At 58.4% G+C, this 16,563-nt stretch carries 21 protein-coding genes and 2 pseudogenes; 16 read left to right on the top strand and 7 right to left on the bottom strand.

Annotated features, from left to right (window positions below; all coding sequences use genetic code 11):
• The first annotated feature begins 102 nt into the window (after positions 1–102).
• The 3 genes from tnpA to tnpC are packed head-to-tail and all read left to right on the top strand — an operon-like array spanning position 103 to position 2,645.
• Positions 103–549, top strand: a complete 447-nt coding sequence (tnpA, locus tag USDA257_RS14090; protein ID WP_080579323.1) for an IS66-like element accessory protein TnpA — start codon at positions 103–105, stop codon at positions 547–549.
• Positions 546–899, top strand: a complete 354-nt coding sequence (tnpB, locus tag USDA257_RS14085) for an IS66 family insertion sequence element accessory protein TnpB (protein WP_041414222.1) — start codon at positions 546–548, stop codon at positions 897–899. Before tnpA ends, tnpB begins: the two co-directional genes overlap by 4 nt.
• A gap of 45 nt (positions 900–944) precedes the next feature.
• Positions 945–2,645 (top strand): IS66 family transposase, encoded by a 1,701-nt coding sequence (tnpC, locus tag USDA257_RS14080; RefSeq protein ID WP_014763639.1) that lies wholly within the window; start codon positions 945–947, stop codon positions 2,643–2,645.
• Here the strand turns inward: tnpC and USDA257_RS14075 are convergent.
• Entirely contained in the window at positions 2,626–2,859 is a 234-nt protein-coding gene (locus USDA257_RS14075; RefSeq protein ID WP_014763638.1) for a DUF6429 family protein, read from the bottom strand. The two genes, tnpC and USDA257_RS14075, sit on opposite strands and share 20 nt — an antisense overlap.
• Before the next feature lie 269 nt (positions 2,860–3,128).
• Between USDA257_RS14075 and USDA257_RS36930 the strand changes: the two genes are divergently transcribed.
• Entirely contained in the window at positions 3,129–3,332 is a 204-nt protein-coding gene (locus USDA257_RS36930; protein ID WP_144051931.1) for a hypothetical protein, read from the top strand.
• Positions 3,333–4,015: 683 nt separating this feature from the next.
• Here USDA257_RS36930 and ligD read toward each other — a convergent pair.
• Positions 4,016–4,990 (bottom strand): non-homologous end-joining DNA ligase, encoded by a 975-nt coding sequence (ligD, locus tag USDA257_RS14070; RefSeq protein ID WP_014763636.1) that lies wholly within the window; start codon positions 4,988–4,990, stop codon positions 4,016–4,018.
• Positions 4,991–5,025: 35 nt separating this feature from the next.
• Positions 5,026–5,340, bottom strand: a complete 315-nt coding sequence (locus USDA257_RS14065; protein ID WP_041415268.1) for a sunset domain-containing protein — start codon at positions 5,338–5,340, stop codon at positions 5,026–5,028.
• Positions 5,341–5,540: 200 nt separating this feature from the next.
• On the opposite strand from USDA257_RS14065, the gene USDA257_RS14060 reads away from it, so the two are divergent.
• From USDA257_RS14060 to USDA257_RS14030, 6 genes and pseudogenes are all read left to right on the top strand, one after another.
• The gene (locus USDA257_RS14060; RefSeq protein WP_014763635.1) at positions 5,541–5,771 is read left to right on the top strand and encodes a hypothetical protein; all 231 of its coding nucleotides are present in this window, start codon (positions 5,541–5,543) and stop codon (positions 5,769–5,771) included.
• 728 nt (positions 5,772–6,499) lie between these two features.
• On the top strand, positions 6,500–7,012 hold the full coding sequence (locus USDA257_RS14050) for a thermonuclease family protein (RefSeq protein WP_014763634.1): 513 nt from the start codon (positions 6,500–6,502) through the stop codon (positions 7,010–7,012).
• A gap of 501 nt (positions 7,013–7,513) precedes the next feature.
• Complete coding sequence (locus USDA257_RS14045) at positions 7,514–7,759, top strand: type II toxin-antitoxin system ParD family antitoxin (protein WP_014763632.1); 246 nt, start codon at positions 7,514–7,516, stop codon at positions 7,757–7,759.
• Positions 7,710–8,075, top strand: coding sequence for a type II toxin-antitoxin system RelE/ParE family toxin (locus USDA257_RS14040; protein ID WP_332908276.1), 366 nt, complete (start codon positions 7,710–7,712; stop codon positions 8,073–8,075). The genes USDA257_RS14045 and USDA257_RS14040 overlap by 50 nt, the downstream gene beginning before the upstream one ends.
• A gap of 252 nt (positions 8,076–8,327) precedes the next feature.
• Positions 8,328–8,468: a hypothetical protein gene (locus USDA257_RS36615; protein WP_153297029.1), complete on the top strand. Its 141-nt coding sequence runs from the start codon at positions 8,328–8,330 to the stop codon at positions 8,466–8,468.
• A gap of 177 nt (positions 8,469–8,645) precedes the next feature.
• Positions 8,646–8,967: pseudogene (locus USDA257_RS14030) on the top strand (IS66 family transposase); the annotation flags it as partial.
• Here the strand turns inward: USDA257_RS14030 and USDA257_RS34090 are convergent.
• Together USDA257_RS34090 and USDA257_RS38800 are read right to left on the bottom strand one after the other, a co-directional pair.
• A pseudogene (locus USDA257_RS34090) lies at positions 8,961–9,203 on the bottom strand (transposase); the annotation flags it as partial. The pseudogenes USDA257_RS14030 and USDA257_RS34090 sit on opposite strands and share 7 nt — an antisense overlap.
• Before the next feature lie 61 nt (positions 9,204–9,264).
• The gene (locus USDA257_RS38800; RefSeq protein ID WP_080605594.1) at positions 9,265–9,543 is read right to left on the bottom strand and encodes a CPCC family cysteine-rich protein; all 279 of its coding nucleotides are present in this window, start codon (positions 9,541–9,543) and stop codon (positions 9,265–9,267) included.
• Positions 9,544–10,104: 561 nt separating this feature from the next.
• Here USDA257_RS38800 and USDA257_RS14020 point away from each other — a divergent pair.
• Both USDA257_RS14020 and USDA257_RS14015 read left to right on the top strand, forming a co-directional pair.
• Positions 10,105–10,443, top strand: coding sequence for a hypothetical protein (locus tag USDA257_RS14020; RefSeq protein WP_014763628.1), 339 nt, complete (start codon positions 10,105–10,107; stop codon positions 10,441–10,443).
• A complete protein-coding gene (locus USDA257_RS14015) occupies positions 10,444–11,250 on the top strand; it encodes a hypothetical protein (protein ID WP_014763627.1) in 807 nt (268 codons plus the stop codon).
• 22 nt (positions 11,251–11,272) lie between these two features.
• Here USDA257_RS14015 and USDA257_RS14010 read toward each other — a convergent pair whose 3' ends face one another.
• Positions 11,273–12,361, bottom strand: coding sequence for an IS630 family transposase (locus USDA257_RS14010; RefSeq protein WP_014763626.1), 1,089 nt, complete (start codon positions 12,359–12,361; stop codon positions 11,273–11,275).
• A 533-nt stretch (positions 12,362–12,894) separates the two neighbouring features.
• On the opposite strand from USDA257_RS14010, the gene USDA257_RS14005 reads away from it, so the two are divergent.
• Genes USDA257_RS14005 through USDA257_RS37835 form a run of 3 tightly spaced genes read left to right on the top strand, consistent with a single transcriptional unit; the run spans position 12,895 to position 13,945 of the window.
• Positions 12,895–13,161, top strand: a complete 267-nt coding sequence (locus USDA257_RS14005) for a type II toxin-antitoxin system Phd/YefM family antitoxin (protein ID WP_041414216.1) — start codon at positions 12,895–12,897, stop codon at positions 13,159–13,161.
• Positions 13,158–13,604 (top strand): type II toxin-antitoxin system VapC family toxin, encoded by a 447-nt coding sequence (locus USDA257_RS14000; RefSeq protein WP_014763624.1) that lies wholly within the window; start codon positions 13,158–13,160, stop codon positions 13,602–13,604. The genes USDA257_RS14005 and USDA257_RS14000 overlap by 4 nt, the downstream gene beginning before the upstream one ends.
• Before the next feature lie 11 nt (positions 13,605–13,615).
• Positions 13,616–13,945 (top strand): AAA family ATPase, encoded by a 330-nt coding sequence (locus USDA257_RS37835; RefSeq protein ID WP_223843433.1) that lies wholly within the window; start codon positions 13,616–13,618, stop codon positions 13,943–13,945.
• A gap of 148 nt (positions 13,946–14,093) precedes the next feature.
• Here USDA257_RS37835 and USDA257_RS13990 read toward each other — a convergent pair whose 3' ends face one another.
• The gene (locus USDA257_RS13990; protein ID WP_041415264.1) at positions 14,094–14,702 is read right to left on the bottom strand and encodes a UPF0149 family protein; all 609 of its coding nucleotides are present in this window, start codon (positions 14,700–14,702) and stop codon (positions 14,094–14,096) included.
• A 535-nt stretch (positions 14,703–15,237) separates the two neighbouring features.
• Here USDA257_RS13990 and USDA257_RS13985 point away from each other — a divergent pair.
• Positions 15,238–16,398 carry a helix-turn-helix transcriptional regulator gene (locus USDA257_RS13985; protein ID WP_014763621.1) on the top strand — a complete coding sequence of 387 codons (1,161 nt, stop codon included), beginning with the start codon at positions 15,238–15,240 and terminating at the stop codon, positions 16,396–16,398.
• The last annotated feature ends 165 nt before the right edge of the window (positions 16,399–16,563 follow it).

Here is a 16,563-nt window from a genome sequence, read left to right as displayed (position 1 = left end):
CACTGCGAGGAGCGATTGCAGGTAACGCGTTGTGGCATCACAGTACGCATCCGAGGAGAGCCGCCTTGCTGGGAAGTGAGGCGAACTGGATGTTCTGTCTATATGGACGTCAATATAGACAGTGTGAGAACCGTGGATTTAACGATAGAGAAGCGGCCGCAAGTCAGCCGTATGGAGATTGTCGATAGCGGGCGGCGTCGCCGTTTCAGCAACGAGGCCAAACTTGCGATCGTGGCGGAGAGTTATTCCGCCCCGCGTCAGGTCACGGCAACAGCACGTCGCCATGGGATCACACGCTTTCAGTTGAACGATTGGCGTAAAGCAGCTCGCGAGGGACGGCTCGGCAATGGCCGGGGGAGTGAAGGGTTTATTCCTGCACTGTTGGTCCCGGAGCCAGGCATGCCGGTTGTTGCGCCGACCAATTCTTCGACGGCACAAAGTGGGCTTATGGAGGTTGTCAGCGCCAATGGTCGCCGTGTGATCGTGGGACGCGATGTCGACGTTGAAGCGCTGCTTCGGATCCTGCGCGGACTGGAGGCGCTGCGGTGAATCCGTTTCCGATGGGAACAGGGGTCAAGGTCTGGCTCTCGACGGGCTATACGGACATGCGCTGTGGCTTTCCCTCCCTGGCGCTTCGGGTGCAGGAGGTTCTGAAGCATGATCCGTTGTCAGGGCACCTCTTCGTCTTCAGGGGGCGCAGATCGGATATTTTGAAGATCATCTGGCATGATGGTCTGGGCGCCTGCCTTTTTACCCGGCGGCTGGAGAAGGGCCGGTTTATCTGGCCGAATATGGAGGGCGGCGCGGTAGCGATCTCAGCGGCGCAATTGTCTTATTTGTTGTCCGGGATCGATTGGCGCAATCCGCAGGAAACCTGGCGTCCGACACGGGTCGGATAGCATTATTGCATTGAAAATATTGAGGGAATCTGATCGAATGGCTTCATGACCTCGAAGCCTGTGGATCTTCCTGCGGACCTTGCGAGCGCCTATCTGGCGCTGCTTTCCGAGCGTGAGATGTTGCAGGCTGAACGTGATGTCGTTGTTGCCGAGCGCGATACCGTCGTCGCCGAGCGGGACATTGCGGTGGCGCAAGCCGCCAATGCGCAGGCCATGCTGTCCGACAGCGAGGCCGTGATTGCCAGTCTGGAGCTGGCGATCGAAAAGCTGAAGCGCGAACTGCGCGGAAAGCGATCTGAGCGCACGGCGCGCCTGATCGACCAGATGGAATTGCAGCTCGAAGAACTGGTGATGGCGGCGACGGAGGATGAAGCCGCAGCGCAGGCGGCTGCCGCCAAGACCTCGAGCGTGCGTTCGTTCACGCGCAAACGACCGGTACGAAAGCCGTGGCCGGAGGATATCGAGCGCGAGCGCGTGGTCATCGATCCCCCGGCCACTTGCGCATGCTGCGGTGGATCACGGCTTTCAAAGCTGGGCGAAGACGTCACCGAGACGCTGGAAGAGATTCCGCGTCGGTTCAAAGTGATCGAGACGGTGCGGGAGAAATTTACCTGCCGAGACTGCGAGGCGATCAGCCAGCCGCCGGCGCCGTTCCATGCCACGCCGCGCGGCTTCATCGGTCCTCATCTGCTGGCGACGATCCTCTTTGACAAGTTTGGCATGCATAGCCCTCTCAACCGCCAGAGCACCCGGTTCAAATGCGAGGGCATCGAGCTTTCGACCTCGACGCTGGCCGACCAGGTCGGGTATGGAACGGCCGCGCTCCTGCCGATCTTTGATCTGATCGAGACGCATGTCTTCGCGGCCGAGCGCCTTTTTGGCGATGACACCACCATCCCCATTCAGGCCAAAGACAAATGCACGACCGGGCGAATATGGACCTACGTGCGCGATGACCGGTCCTACGGCGGCGCGGCAGCGCCGGCGGCCATATACTATGCGTCGAGCGACCGCCGCGGCGAGCATCCGCAGAAGCACCTGGCCGGGTATGGCGGCATTCTGCAGAGTGATTGCTACAATGGCTTCGAGCCGCTCAGTGTCGCCGAAAAGAAAGCGGTACCGATCACCTTCGCCTTTTGCCATGCGCATGCGCGGCGCAAATTCTTTGAACTGGCCGACATCCAGAAAAATGCCCGCGACCGCAAACGCAAGGGCAAGCCGATCTCGCCGATCGCCCTGGAGGCCGTCCAACGGTACGATGCGCTGTTTGAGATCGAACGCGAGATCAATGGATTGAGCGCCGCAGAACGGTTGGCCGGACGGCAGGAAAAGAGCAAGCCGCTGTTCGATGACATGCACGAGTGGCTGAAACGGGAGCGCGCCACGCTCAGCAAATCGTCCGAGGTGATCGAGCCGATCGATTACATGCTGAAGCGATGGGATGGTTTTGCCCGTTTCCTCGAAGATGGCCGGATTTGTCTCACGAACAATACGGCCGAGCGCGCTCTGAGAGGAATTGCACTCGGGCGTCGAAACTGGACCTTCGCCGGCTCCCAGCGTGGGGCCGATCGTGCCGCCATCATGCTCTCCGTCATCACGACCTGCCGTCTCAACGACGTCGACCCAAAGGCGTGGCTCGCCGATGTGTTCGCCCGCATCGCCGATCTTCCCGTCTCCCGCCTGCACGAACTGCTGCCTTGGCAATGGAAGGCACAGCAAGGGACCGCTATCGCGGCGGCCGGGTAAACAGCTTCCGGAACAACGCTTCTGAACGCTCCAGGCCTTCATCGGTCAGGATCAATGACTTCGACTTGTTGACTGGGTCGGCGATCATGCCCTTCTTGTGAAGCCGATCCGTCGTTGCCCAGTCGAAGCCTTTCCAGGCACAACGCTCGTTATGCAGCGTCAGCCATAACAGCGCCAAAACGGCATCGTCGATCTTGTCCTCATCGATCTCCATGAACCGACGTTACCACGCGCGGCGCCCAGAATCCTGCGGCCCTGCTCGGATGGATACGCATCACAAAGTTTCCGCCGAGGTGAGGAATTCGCTCGGGGCAAGGGACTTTAAGACCTTGGTCTTAGGAGACTCGCGACAAAGGTCTTAGCCCAATTTTTCCAGTCATTTAGCCGGTTGTTTTACCCCTTTGAAGGGGGCTGTAATCCTTGACTGGAACGTGTGCTGTGAGACCCTTCAATCTGTGAGGTTGTAATGAGTTGGGGGCAGGCATGGCGACAACAGTTCACGCTGAGAAGGTGGGTACACAGATGTCCGACGGCGACGTCGAGTCGGCGCTTGGCGTCGCCTGCGAATTGCTCGAGATGGCGCAAGAAGGGATAATCCGCCTCATCATTCGCGAATGGCTGGAGGAATACGGCTTTCTGCCCATCTATGATCTGGACGATGGTAGCGAGACGAAGGGGAGTGCGTGAGCGGCTTTACTGACGAAGAGAGAGCGGCCGACCGGAAGCGCCGCGACGATGCGATTAAACTGAGAAACGCCAGAGACGCAGCTTGGCGTCGTTCGTGGGGCAGCCAGACAGCCCGATGAGCTCGTGGGAGGGCACCAATCCCGAAAGTCCTTTGTGCGACATCTGCCTCTGAATACCCGTTTCCGTAAGAGCGCATTGTTAGTGAGCCTTTGCGCCTTCCTTTCGGGATGCGGGCTAGGGGAGTGCCATCCGCCTCTGCCTCCGCTGCTCCGCAATTTGGAAGCGTCGGGAGGCTGGTGGACCAACGGGTGCCCCCCTCCCGAAAATTTTCTTCGTAGCCGCGGGCCAGAAGGCGTTTCACCGGAGCTCACAAGGCGATTGCGGATGCGGTTCCCGGCCCCCGGTGATGCTGCGGCTTTGGAACGTCACCTGCAGGGAGAAGGGTTCCAGATTTCCTCACCTTGCGGTGATCATGCTCCGAGAGTGCGTCTGGGTCAGTTTCACCAAGAGGGTTGTCCGTACCCGATGAATGCGAAGATAGCTTGGGAGCGAGCAGAGGACGGAACAGTGACCTGGGCAAAAGGTCACGTCTTTTACAAATACCCGTAGGCTCTCGTCACGCCGCCGATCGCTCCTGCTGGTCTGGCACTCTCGCCGCACGCATAAACCGCACGGAAGCCGAGCTACTTCAGTTCGTATATCGTCAAATCATCCGCCCTCTCCCTGATCCCCTTGAACGACGGATGCCGCAGCTTGCCGTCTTCCGTCCAGGCGCGATACGCTATTTCCGCGACGAGGAAAGGCTCCGTGAAGACCGCGCCCTTCCGCTTCAGGTTCACCGCCGGCGAATCCGTCTCGATCTCCCCTAGCAACTCCCGAAGCTTCACCGACTCTTCACGCGTCCAGCCGGTTCCGCAGCCTCCGACATAGACGAGTTCGCCGCCTCTGCGCGCCGCTAACAGCAGACGCCCGATTGCGTCGGTAACGGTCGATGGCTCGAAGCCGATGATGACGAAACTGTCGCGGCGGGTGCAGGTGATCTTGCGCCACGCATCGTTTCGGCCTGAGCGATATGGCCCCTCGCGGTGCTTCGCGATAATACCTTCGAGCCCGAGCTCGCAGACGACCCGGAGAAACTCGTCGCCGTCTGCCTGAACCTCTTCAGACAAGCGAATGGCGCCCTCGTGGCCTGCAACAAGTGGCTCCAACATGCGTCGGCGCTCCCGCTGCGGCAGTCGGCGCAGGTCGCGGCCATTGAGATAGAGGAGATCAAAAGCAAAGAGGATGATTTCGCCGGGCTCATGCGCGGAGGGACGGCGGCCGAGGGCGCGCTGTAACATGCCGAAATCGGATCGGCCCTGCTCGTCGAGAACGACCGCCTCGCCATCAAGTATGGCAGTCTTGAGCCGGAGCTGCCGCGTCTCGGCGGTGATCGACGGAAAGCGGTGCGTCCAGTCGTACCCACCCCGCGTTATGATGCGGATTCTGTCAGGTTCGATATGAAGCGCCAACCGATAGCCATCCCATTTCACCTCGAAGGCCCATTCCGGACCTTTTGGCGGCTTGTCGACGAGCATCGCAATGCACGGGTCGACGCGCGCCGGCATAGGGTCTGGCGGAGGCGTGCCATGCGGCTTTTTTGATGAAGATATGGCCATCGCAAGATTAAAACGGGCGGCGCCGCAAAAAAGCCTCAGCGATACGATTTCCGCCAACCTGCGGCCCACGCCTCAAATTCCGAACAGAACCAGCGTTCCCCATATGCCGGACTTATCCGGGTTTGCGAGTAATACTCTTGCCCGGGCACGTGGAAAATTCTCTCTCCCGTGACGCTGACATTACCCTTGATGTGGCAAGATTCGCCACCTGAGCCGTTCCACAAACCAAGAAGGTCGCTGAAGGTGATGCCGCCGGCTGCGCCGACCGCGAGCGCCGCGCCCAATAATCCCGGCGCTGCAAAAAGCGCAGAACGCTGTTGCTGCTTTCGGGCGCCTTGTCGATAAATCATGCCACCCCCCCATTTCGCCTGACGATGGTAGAAGAAGGCACAAATTAGCAAAAGCTGCACAAAGGGAGTATCAACGGCTGCGGGCCGCATTGACTCTCAGCACCACCGGAACATAATAGGAACGTTCATCGGCGTTGCGGCCGCCAATCTGAAAACCCGTGGGGCAAAAGTCTCCGTGCGTGCGCGGAGAAGGAGTCGTTATGTCTGCCGAGAAGCATACTTCCGACATCGAGGAATTCGACACCTGGATGGATGCGGTCGCGTCAGCACTTGCCTGGCATGGCGGCGACGCAGAAGCTACCATCCGGACGCTCCTCGCCGACTGCAAGCATCTGCGAGAACAACTGGCACTGGCTCAGATTGCGATGGCTCTGGGCTTCACTCGCGGCTGGTCGCCCTGCCCGGAGCGCCAGGATGAGGTGACGACGTGAGCGACGAGCAAGGCGCGGCCAAGCACGATACAACGCTGTACGTGCACTATTGCGAGCATCCCGACTGCAAAAGATGGGGTGCCTTTGGGTTCGCCGTCGGGAAATCGGAGCCGAACTGGTTCTGTCTCGAACACCGGCCAGATTGGAAGCCACGCAATGCCTAGAGCTGGTGCCTGGTGGCTGTCCGAGCTTGTCGGACGCAAGATCCGGATCGAATGTGAATGCGGGGTAAAAAGATGCTACGACGCGAGGGCCATGCTCAAGCGGACCGGGGACCGCACCATGCCCGCTCTGTTGACGGAATTGGCGATTGCGAACGGATGCGTGAAAACGGGCAACAAGTTCTATGACCGTTGTCGGCTGGTCTATCGAGAGACACTGCCCGACCAGGATGACAAGCTCTCCCGATGGAACCGGCCGACGGTGCGGCGCCGGCCGGCCCTCCCGACGAGATCACCTTCGCGAACCTTCCGGAATGGTATGACCTGTTCTGTCACTGCCGCAGGTGTGGGCGGGAACGCCGGATTGATAGGCGCGCGCTGGCGCGGCGGTTCGGGGCAAAGCGGCCGATACTCTCCATCGCGAGGCACCTGCACTGCTCGAAGTGCGGAAACAAGGATCGGAATGTCGTCAAGATTGGTCGAATCAGCCGATGAAGCCGCCGTCCTTAACGGCAGCATTCCAATGTGCCAACTGCCTCAGTGATTTTATCAGATTGGACCAGCTCAATGATGCTTCGCTACTTTCTGGCTGCCGCCCAGATCTCGCTTCTTGCAATTTCGCCGGCCCTGGGCGGCGCCGGTCCGATCATCGGGCGCGCAACCGTGATCGATGGAGACACGATCGAAATCAGAGGAGAGCGAATTCGCTTGCACGGCGTCGATGCGCCGGAGAGCTGGCAAAGATGCGGGGATGGCGACGGCGGCGCCTATCGATGTGGCAAAGATGCTGCCTTCGCACTGAACAGATTCCTGACGGCTTCTCGTCCTACCCGCTGCGACGTGCTCGAGCGCGACCGATACGGACGCTTCGTCGGAATCTGCTTTCGCGCTGACGGCCGCGAGATCAATCACTGGCTCGTCGAAAGCGGGAATGCGGTGGATTGGGAAGCGTACAGCAAAGGAGCCTATGCCGATGCTCAGGAGTTCGCACGGTCACGGGGCGCTGGCATCTGGCGTGGACAATTCCAGTTGCCTTGCCAGGCACGCGCGGAACGGGCAAAGCGAGGGCCGTCATGCTGAACGCGGCCTGCAAACTCGCATTACGGGAAAAACGAAAACGTCGGCTCGGTTTCGGGCGCTCTCGTCTCTAGCGTGCAGCCAGTATGAGGGCGCGTATAATGATCACCTCCTCGCCGGCTTCGACGCGTGCCAACAACTTCACCGAGGAGGTCTACAACAAACGACGGCTCCATTCAGCGCTCGCCTACTTGAGCCCCCAACAGTTCGAGGATCAACACATCCGGCAGACTGGCAAATCAGCAGCCTGATCCATGTCCACCCCAAGGGGCGCACTCCGCCTGAACATTTGCCCGCCTGCTAATAGCCGGCAGAGACAACCTGACGAAGTCCGAGACCCTCACGAATTCCGCCGTCTAGGCATTCCTTGCCCCTTGCGACGCGCGATATCATTCCCGTCTTCCACCAAGGCCGCACCAATTTGAAGGCTTGGCAAACTTTGCCAATCTCCTTGGCAGCTTTGGCGTCGAGTGTTAAGGTTTGGCCTGTGAACGGAGGCGACCCATGGCGACGATGAACATCTCTCTCCCTGATCCAATGAAGACCTGGATCGAGACACGACTGAAGCAAGGCGAATTCAGCAACACAAGTGACTATGTGCGCCACTTGATTCGCCGTGATCAGCAGCGGGAGGCCGCGATCGCGACAATTCAGCAGGCGATAGACGAGGGGCTCTCCAGTGGGGAGCCTGAACCATTTGATGCCGCAAGCTTCAATGCACGCATGCGGGAGCAGCATGGCGCGAAGTAGTCCATGGGAACTCCGACTGACACCGCGTGCACGCGCTGATCTTGAGGACATTTGGCAGTATACTGCGGAAACCTGGTCTGTGGAGCAAGCGGATCTCTACGTCGAAGGCTTATCAGGCACATTTGAGGCCGTTCTTGCGATGCCGGAAATGGCGCGGGAGCGAAGCGAATTTGCCGTACCCGTTCGCATTCACCCCAGCGGCCAGCATGTCATCATCTACCGGATCGAGCCCGACTACCTCCTGATCATCCGCGTCCTCGGCGCGCGGCAAGATTGGCGCGCGGCCTTGGAGATCCTCGACAATGGTCTTCTCTGAGCAAAGCCGGTAGTCACGTTCGAAATTAAAGGAAGAAGACAGCCCGGGGCTGATTTATCCTTCCGTGAGGGCAACGGGTGGCACCTGCCTTTGTCGCCTTCCATCCCACTCTTATTCAGAATCTGAGGCAGGGCGCAATATGGCGGCTTGAATGGCAGGGAACTCCGCAACCCGAAATCTCGAGGCTTTAAACCAGCTAGAACAAGGTCTGGTTATTGGGTCACTCACGCCAACATTCACGGTGCGGTTGTCGTGCCCGGGCGCTTTTTGGTCGAGACGAACGTCAAGCGCGTCCAGCACGTCGATGGCGGTTACGTGGCGGAAATTCTGGTGAAGGAAGGCGACCCCCTCGAGCAACGCACCTCCTCATCCGGCTCTACGGCACGCTGCTGAGCGCCGATCTCGCAATCAGGACCGTACAGCTGTATCCCTCCGGTGGCGGCCGCCTTGCCGAGGTAGGCTGAAGACTGCAAGTCCTACTGCAAGCACTGGGGATAGTCCGATGACGAAGCATCAGATTGAGGTCATAACGTCGGTCGAGCGGCGTCGGCGCTGGTCTCGGGAGGAGAAGACATCGAGCGCGAGATCAACGGTCTTGCCGCCGCTGAGCGCCTGGAGCGGCGTCGCCGCGAAACATCCGCTTGGCACCGAACTCCACGAATGGCTGCGGGCCGAACGAGCAACGCTGTCGCGCAGTTCACCGGTCGGCGAGTCGATCGATTACATGCTGAAGCGCTGGGACGGGTTTACGGCCTTCCTTAGTGACGGCCGCGTCTGCCTGACGAATAACGCCGCCGAACGGGCGCCGCGCGGCTTCGTTCTCGGCAGGAAGGCATGGCTCTTCGCCGGTTCCGATCGAGGTGCTTATCGCGCCGCCTTCATGGCGAGCGTTTCGAGCAAGGCATCCCATACACCTTGCTCGGCCCAACGCCGAAATCGCACATAGACCGACTTCCATTTCCCATATCGCTCATGCATATCGCGCCAGGGGCAGCCGACGCGCAGGACGTGGAGCATCCTAAGAAATCGGCGATTATCAAGTGATGGGCGCGATTTGCGCCCGCGTTCTCTTGGTAAGAATGGCGCGATGATCCGCCATGCCGCATCACTCAAATCGCCTCGTGCCAAAGCCGCCTCCGCAAAAGCAGCTATGAATCAAAGATTGGCCCAAAAGGGAATCCCTGTGTTTTCAATGCTCAGCGTCCGTGGGTGGCCGAACGTGCCCGCGCGCCGCCGGATCAGAAGCACCCCACTGCTGGAAATTGAATTGTGCCTGCGTGAGCGACAGCGTCCCATTAGGACCGCCTCGAACGTCGCCAGCATCGTGGACGTCCTGTCCGTCATCTTCCCAGAAACATACCGCGCATATTTCATACCCGCCCCGTTCATGCAGCGTGCGGAAATGGCAGCACGGACACCGATTGGCAGGAATGTTTGAGAGAGGTTTTCTAACGTTGTCAAACTCCATTACCCAGGATGAATGTCCCAGAGCAACTTTGTCAACAGGACCTGGGTGAACTTGAATAGTTTCGTGAGCCATAGGCTTTTACTGACAAGGGCAACCGCCGAATAGAGAAGTGCTTGCCCTAGGACTTGCAGCCTTCAGCCTACCTCAGCAAGGCGGCCGTCACCGGAGGGGTACACTGCGGCAGCAGATCTCGCAACTGCAGGAAAGGACCGCGTGGTTTTCCGCCCAGCGGAACGCCACGTCGCAGGTTTCTGGGAAATGCGAGCCGCTTGCTGCCGGTGGTGCGGCAAAGCATGACCTGCAGAGAGCCTCCTTGTGGCTGCCGGAGCGGATGTAACAGGGCAAGCGGCTCCCGCGTTAAGTTTCAAAAAGGGCATTATTGCTAGCTTCTATCGACCGCATCCGGGCACCATCGGGGATAACAGGAGCGGAATGTTTGCGGTCACAATCTCTCAGCGTGTATTCAGCGCTTACTTCGCGGTCTGAGACCGTTCTCTGCGTCCCCTTGACCCGTATCCCGGATACGCCATATCTTAGATTAGGGTGTATAGGAGTGCAGACATGGCCGCTAAGGATCGGATCAAGAAATATCGAGAAAGCGGCGGAGCAGCAGACCTCGTGAGAGTGGAGGTTCTCGTTCCGAAGGCGAAGCGCGATGAGATCGTGAATCAAGCAGCAGACTTGCGCGAGAGACATCGCCTCGAAAAGCGCCTGGCCGACTTTATCCAGGTCGCAACTGAAAGGTATGGCTTGCGGGTCTTTGATAATATCGACATCAGCAAGCTGGACGATCTGACGAGGAAAGCACGCGTCGTAGCTAACGCGTTGATGGAACGCGGCGATGCAAGAGCTTTTTCTATGGGTCGTAAGATGGCGACTGAACTGGGAGAGCTTGTCTAGATGGCCCTCACCCAAATCCAACAGGAGATAATGGCGTCCATAGCCAAGAACAGATCCGACACAAGCTACATCGCTGGCGGTCTGGTTCTGAACGCAAACTGGCCGCGTATCTCGGATGACATAGATATTTTCCACGACACCGATGAAGAGATTGGATCGGCTGCAGACAAAGACATCGAAACACTGAAGGCGGATAGCTTCGTGGTAGTGAAGGACATCGATGTCTATGGCTGCGTGGAAGCGACTGTGATGCGTGGCGGGGACAGAACTCTCGTACAGTGGATGAGTGAAACCCGCACTCGCTTCTTTCCCCTGATTCGGGATGAAGAATGGGGTGCACGCCTCCATCGCGCGGATCTTGCTGTAAACAAGGTTCTAGCCGCTTCGACGCGGACAAAGCCTCGTGATTTCGTCGATCTCCTGATGATAGATGCTCACATGTGTCGGCTCGGGCCTCTAGTTATGGCCGCGTCCGGCAAGCCGCCGAATTACTCGCCTTTGCGCTCTATCGACGAAATTCGCAGGCGAGGTCTTTCCGTAAGAGCAGACGAGTATACGACTGTACGCGGGCTGCCAGAAGACTGGACGGCCGAGATCATAAGGGACGAACTTGTCAGGACCCTTGATCGCGCGGAAAGCTACGTGCGTAACGCCCCTCCGGACTTAGTCGGAATCCTTGCCCTGAATGCCCACGGCGTCCCAGTCGAAGTTTACGACCTTTCCACCGATGGCATCGAATACCGAAGGTCTACGACAGAGCATGAAGTAGTCCCAGATCTTCCCGAAACACCTGCTGATTGGAGCTAGTCACCTGAATCCGAAATTCGTGTCATAAGCCCCGGACTTTCTGGCAGAAACGTTTGACGGAGGCCAGGATGTCGTCTGCGGATTTCGTCCACCTGTAAGGCTTCGGGTTCTCGTTGTGGCGTTCGATGAAGCTTCGGATGTCGGCTTCGAGCTGCATTGTCGAAGTATGGACGCCGCGACGGAGCTGCTTGCGGGTCAGTTCCGCAAACCAGCGTTCGACCTGATTGATCCATGACGCCGAGGTCGGGGTGAAGTGGACGTGGTAGCGCGGCCGTCGCATCAGCCAGTTTTTGATCGATGCAGTTTTGTGGGTCGCATAGTTGTCCATCACGATATGAACGTCCAAATCGGACGGTACGCTCGCATCGATCTGCTTCAGGAAATCCAGGAATTCGGTGGCACGGTGCCGCTTGTAGCATTTGCCGATGACAAAGCCGGAGGCGACGTCCAGAGCGGCAAACAACGTGGTTGTGCCGTGTCGGACATAAGAATGCGTGCGCCGTTCCGGCACGCCAGGCATCATCGGCAGCACTGGCTGCTCGCGGTCGAGGGCCTGGATTTGGCTCTTCTCGTCCACGCTGAGAACCAGCGCCCGATTGGGAGGTGACAGATAAAGACCGACGATGTCGCGGACCTTATCGACGAACAAAGGATCGCTGGAAAGCTTGAACGTCTCTGTGCGATGCGGCTGCAGGCCGAAAGCGTTCCATATTCGGCGGATCGTCGTGTGCGAAAAGCCTGTGGCCCCTGCCATCGATCGGATCGACCAATGGGTCGCATCGCTTGGCGTTGAACGCAGCGTGCGCTCGATCACAGCCGCAATCTGATCGTCGTCGATTGTCCGGGGCCGACCAGGGCGAACTTCGTCGAGCAGACCATCGAGCCGGTCTTTAAGGAAGCGCCGTCGCCATTTGCCAACCGTATGTTCATGCACGCCGAGCTCGCCCGCAACGACCTTGCTCGGAACTCCCTCGCCACAGCGAAGAATGATCCGGCACCGCTCCGACATGGAGCGTGCAACGCGATGCTTGCGCACCTGTCGCTCCAGATATTCCCGCTCCGCCTCACTCAAAACCAATGGGGCCGTTGGTCGGCCAGTCGCATTTGCCATGCCTCAACCTCCAATGAAGAGGCCAAGCATACAATGTAGTGAATTTTAGTTCCAGGTGACTAGAAACCGGTGAGGAACTGTCGGTGGTCGTCGTTCGAGTTGCGAGTATTTGGAACACTCCGGAGGACTGGGCCGTCCCTCTTCGCCGATGGAGCGAAGGATCGCCGCGGCTTTCGTCACCAGAGGAATTCAACGTCGTGCGACGAGTTACCAGCGCGCTCGACCTCGGCTAGTTGCACCTTAATCGAGACGGCGATCGCTGAGGCGGAAAGCGCGCATCGCCAAACTTCAACCAGGGCTGAACGCCTCGAAAGCCTTGTCACCGGCCCTCGGGCGAACTGCATGCCGCCTCGAGTGCAGCGGAGTAGTCGCGACCGAGATAGCAGACGCGAAGTTTGTTCATATGATAACAATGCTGGGGCAGAGATTACGCTTAGTGTCCTCAATGGGGATTGATCCGCACCAGTTTGCCCTTGATTTCACCGGCCGCAGCGTCTAAAAGGGTCACATATGACCACTCTTAGGAGGCCATGATGTCAACCATCAGCCTGAAGGACGCCAAAGCTGGTTTCTCGAATATCGTGGATCAAGCTGCCGCTGGTGAGTTTGTCACGATCACTCGCCACGGCCGGGCAGCTGCAGTCCTCGTCTCTGTTGGAGCCGCGGAAGCGGCAAAGAAGGCGCTTCATAAAGAGCGCCCTAGCCTAGTCCATTACCTAACATCGTTCCCGGCCGACATCGATCTTGACGATGCTGTTTTCGCCCGAAATCCCGCTCCCTCGCGTAAGGTCGATCTGTGACCGGCTACCTTCTCGATACGAACGCAATTTCCATGTTTTCGCCCTCCAAGGCCACGGCCACGCCTGGATTTTCGGACTGGCTGGAAGAGAAGGAGCAGCTTAGCGGGGTCTACCTGTCAGCCGTTACCGTCCACGAAATTGAAAAGGGCGTGCGGCTTCTGGAAGCTAAGGGCGCGAAGGCCAAGGCGGCAGGGATCGAACTATTCTTGCAAGGGTTGATCGCCGGTTACAGTGACAGGATTCTGCCTGTTGACGCGGACGTTGCACGCGAAGGCGGCAAGTTGGAAGCCCGGGCCATTGCAGCCGGTCACAATCCCGGAGCGTCCGATGCCATGATCGCGGGAACCGCCAGCTTTCACCAGCTGACGGTCATCACGTCCAACCTGAAACACTTTCGTCCTTTCGGGATCAAAGTGAAATCCCCGGCTCAAGTGATCCCCTAATATATTATGCCGTGAGACTCGATGCAATTTCACGCCATGCACCGGCGACAAAGCATTTGAACCTAGCAATTCTGGAATCAAACTCCATAAATGTAAGGATAATTGAGCGCCATATTACCACCACGCTGACAGAACTCGTCGATACAAACCCCGCCCTCGCGCTTATCGGCCCACGGCAGGTAGGAAAAACGACGCTTGCACTCGCTATCGCTGAGCGGCGTCCATCGATCTACCTCGATCTCGAGTCCGATGCTGATCGCGCCAAGCTCAGCGAACCGGGGCTCTACCTCGAGCAACACGCGGACAAACTTTTTTTGCGGAATATACGGGATTCTCCGTAATTCAAGCGCGATGGAAGGAGGAATCCGCGATCGATTCAAGCGGTTGCCGATCAAGGAGACGCTGCTCGCGTCCGGTTATGGGGGTACACAATAGTTCTGCTCGGTTGGTTCGCCACCTCATGCATCCACTCGCGCCAGATGATAACTACTAAGCTTGGCTTGCAGGTGCGGCGGGGTTGAAGCGCAAGGGCTTGCTATAGGCGTAGATGGCCTCGACGGCTTTGGGTAACGCTCGCCAGGCTTCTTTAAACAGCGGTTGGGCGTCCGGTGGCGTCGGGTAAATCGACGTAATGATCTCAGCCAGTTGCGGATCGGTGGTTTGCGGCAAGATGGCCAGGAGCGGCTCGCCGGCTTTCTTATCCGCAAACAGCGGTGCCCATTGCTCAAGGCTGAGGTTCATCGCGCCGAAGAACCCATCCGCCCAATCGGCAGCGAGAACCTCCTCGTCATCCGTACGCATGTAGATCGGCGCATAAGCACCAGGTCTGGTGAGCTGGTGGGCTACCAGGTTGTAGTGATCAACGATTGTATCGATGACAGCCTGTATTTTGTTGCCGATGAATGCTCGCTGCTCGTGTTCGCCGATAACATGCCACATCCAGTCATTGGGCAGCAGGAAGGCCGGCCCGGCGGCCAGCGCCGTCAGAAAGCCGTTCAACATCGATACACCCCCGCAATGCGGTGCTGGCTTGGCCGTGTCGAACCAGACCTCCAGCTCGTCAAGTGACATTATCGGTGCGGGTCGGGGCCGTTTCACGCTGCTCTCGACAAGAGTTTCCCCTCCGCCTCTCGTTGCTTTTTCCAATTCCAGGCCAAAAGCTGGTCAAGCTCATGGCTTTTCACCTGCTTGGATACGATCTTTTCAAGGACGTCAACCACCCAAGTATAGGGATCAATTGATCAAATCCGTTGAGCCGGGCTATTTGAAGAAGAGACGCGAGGACCGCCCAGATTTCTGCTCTCCCTCAACTGCCAGCAAACAGCGAGTTGCGGCGTGCGATGCCAATAGACGCATGGTCCACCGTATTGGAATGCCGACGAAACTCGCGAGCTTTCTCACCGGTAGCACCGGGCGTTTGCATGAGTGCCACGTTTCTCGGGTCTGGCAACCCGAGCAACCCTGGACATGCCGCGCCGGACAAGCAACATCAGTCAAGGAGGCGGACATACGGTCTTACTAATGAAACCCAGGCTGTTCCCAAGGGCAGTTGTACACGCTATCTTTGCTGCGGGATCGACATGGGGAAGGTCCCGTACTTATTCGGGGGCGGCCGCGGGGGCGGCTGTGGGGTATGGGGCAAAGTCGCGTCGGTACTTACAGCGAGAAGCATGTAGCAGCCATCAGCGCGGACCTTGCTGCCTCGATCGACGCGGCCGCGTTTGGAGCCGGTTCATGGGACGAAGTGCCTGGCGTTCTCAGTCACGCATTTCCGGGTTCCTTCGGCGGCCTTTGGAATATGAATTTCGCCGAGAGCCGGCTCAATTTCCTGGCGGTGCGGAACATCGATCCCGCTTTCGCCAAATCCTTCAGTGATCACTTCGCATATATCAACCCTTGGATACCCTATTGGTCTGGGGCCAGAAGCGGGATCACTGCCCTTTCCGAGGAGGTTTTCCCGGCGCGAACCTTTGCCGACACCGAATTCTACAACGACTGGCTGCGCCCGCAGAAAGACGTCGAGGCTGGGGCGGGCATGAAGATCCTCGGCGACCGCGGAGAGACCATCCAGTTCATCATGAACTTCCCACTCTCGCTGTCCGAAACTTACGGCAAAGCCGCGGTTGAAGTCCTGACAAGAGTGCGCGGGAACCTGGAACGGTCTATCAGCCTCGCTCGTCTCATGCGAACGGGCGTTGAGCAGACTATGGCCGCAGCCGCACTTGTGGAGCGCAATCGATGTGCGGCGTTCGTAGTCGAGGGCGACCGTCTGGTTCGCGAAGCAAACCAGATGGCACTGCAAATCGTCTCGTCGGGGCAGGCGCTGATTGTTCGAAGCGACCGCTGTTTCATAGCGAACACGGATGCGGACGCCCGCTTCGGCTCAGTCCTGGCCAAACTTTCGCAAGGAATTCCCACAGACGGGGAGCGCATATCCTTTCGGACATCCGCTGGAGCGTGGCAGATAACAATGGCGGCACTCCCTCCGGCTGAGCCGGCGAGAACCAACATATCGCTACTTCCGCCTCGCCAGCTCATACTGGTGCTTGTGACCGAGCTCAACCCTGCGATCCCGGACACAGCCGATCTCTCAACGCTCAGCGCAATATTCACGTTGACCCCTTCGGAGATTATGTTTTGCCGACGGCTGGTTAATGGCGAGTCGGTCGCCGATGCTGCGGAGCAGCTCGGTATCACGGTAGAGACTGCGAGAACCAGATTGAAGTCCATCCTCCAGAAGACAGGGACTTCGAGGCAAGGACAGTTGATGCTGCTTCTCTCAAGGCTGCAATAGTCGGAACGGCTTCGCAGCGGTGCGAGCGAAATATAGTGCCCATTTCATTGCCAAGGGCTCTCCCTCGCCCCCATATGGGAGTTGTTACCCCCAGCGCATTCTCATAGTCCTACAACCCACAACCTAATCATTCCCGGGCACGGTAGTTTAATCTGTATTGACTCC

The organism is Sinorhizobium fredii USDA 257, from assembly GCF_000265205.3.
In the GTDB taxonomy this organism is placed as follows: Bacteria; Pseudomonadota; Alphaproteobacteria; order Rhizobiales; family Rhizobiaceae; genus Sinorhizobium; species Sinorhizobium fredii_B.
This window is presented reverse-complemented; position numbering and strand designations above follow the sequence as displayed.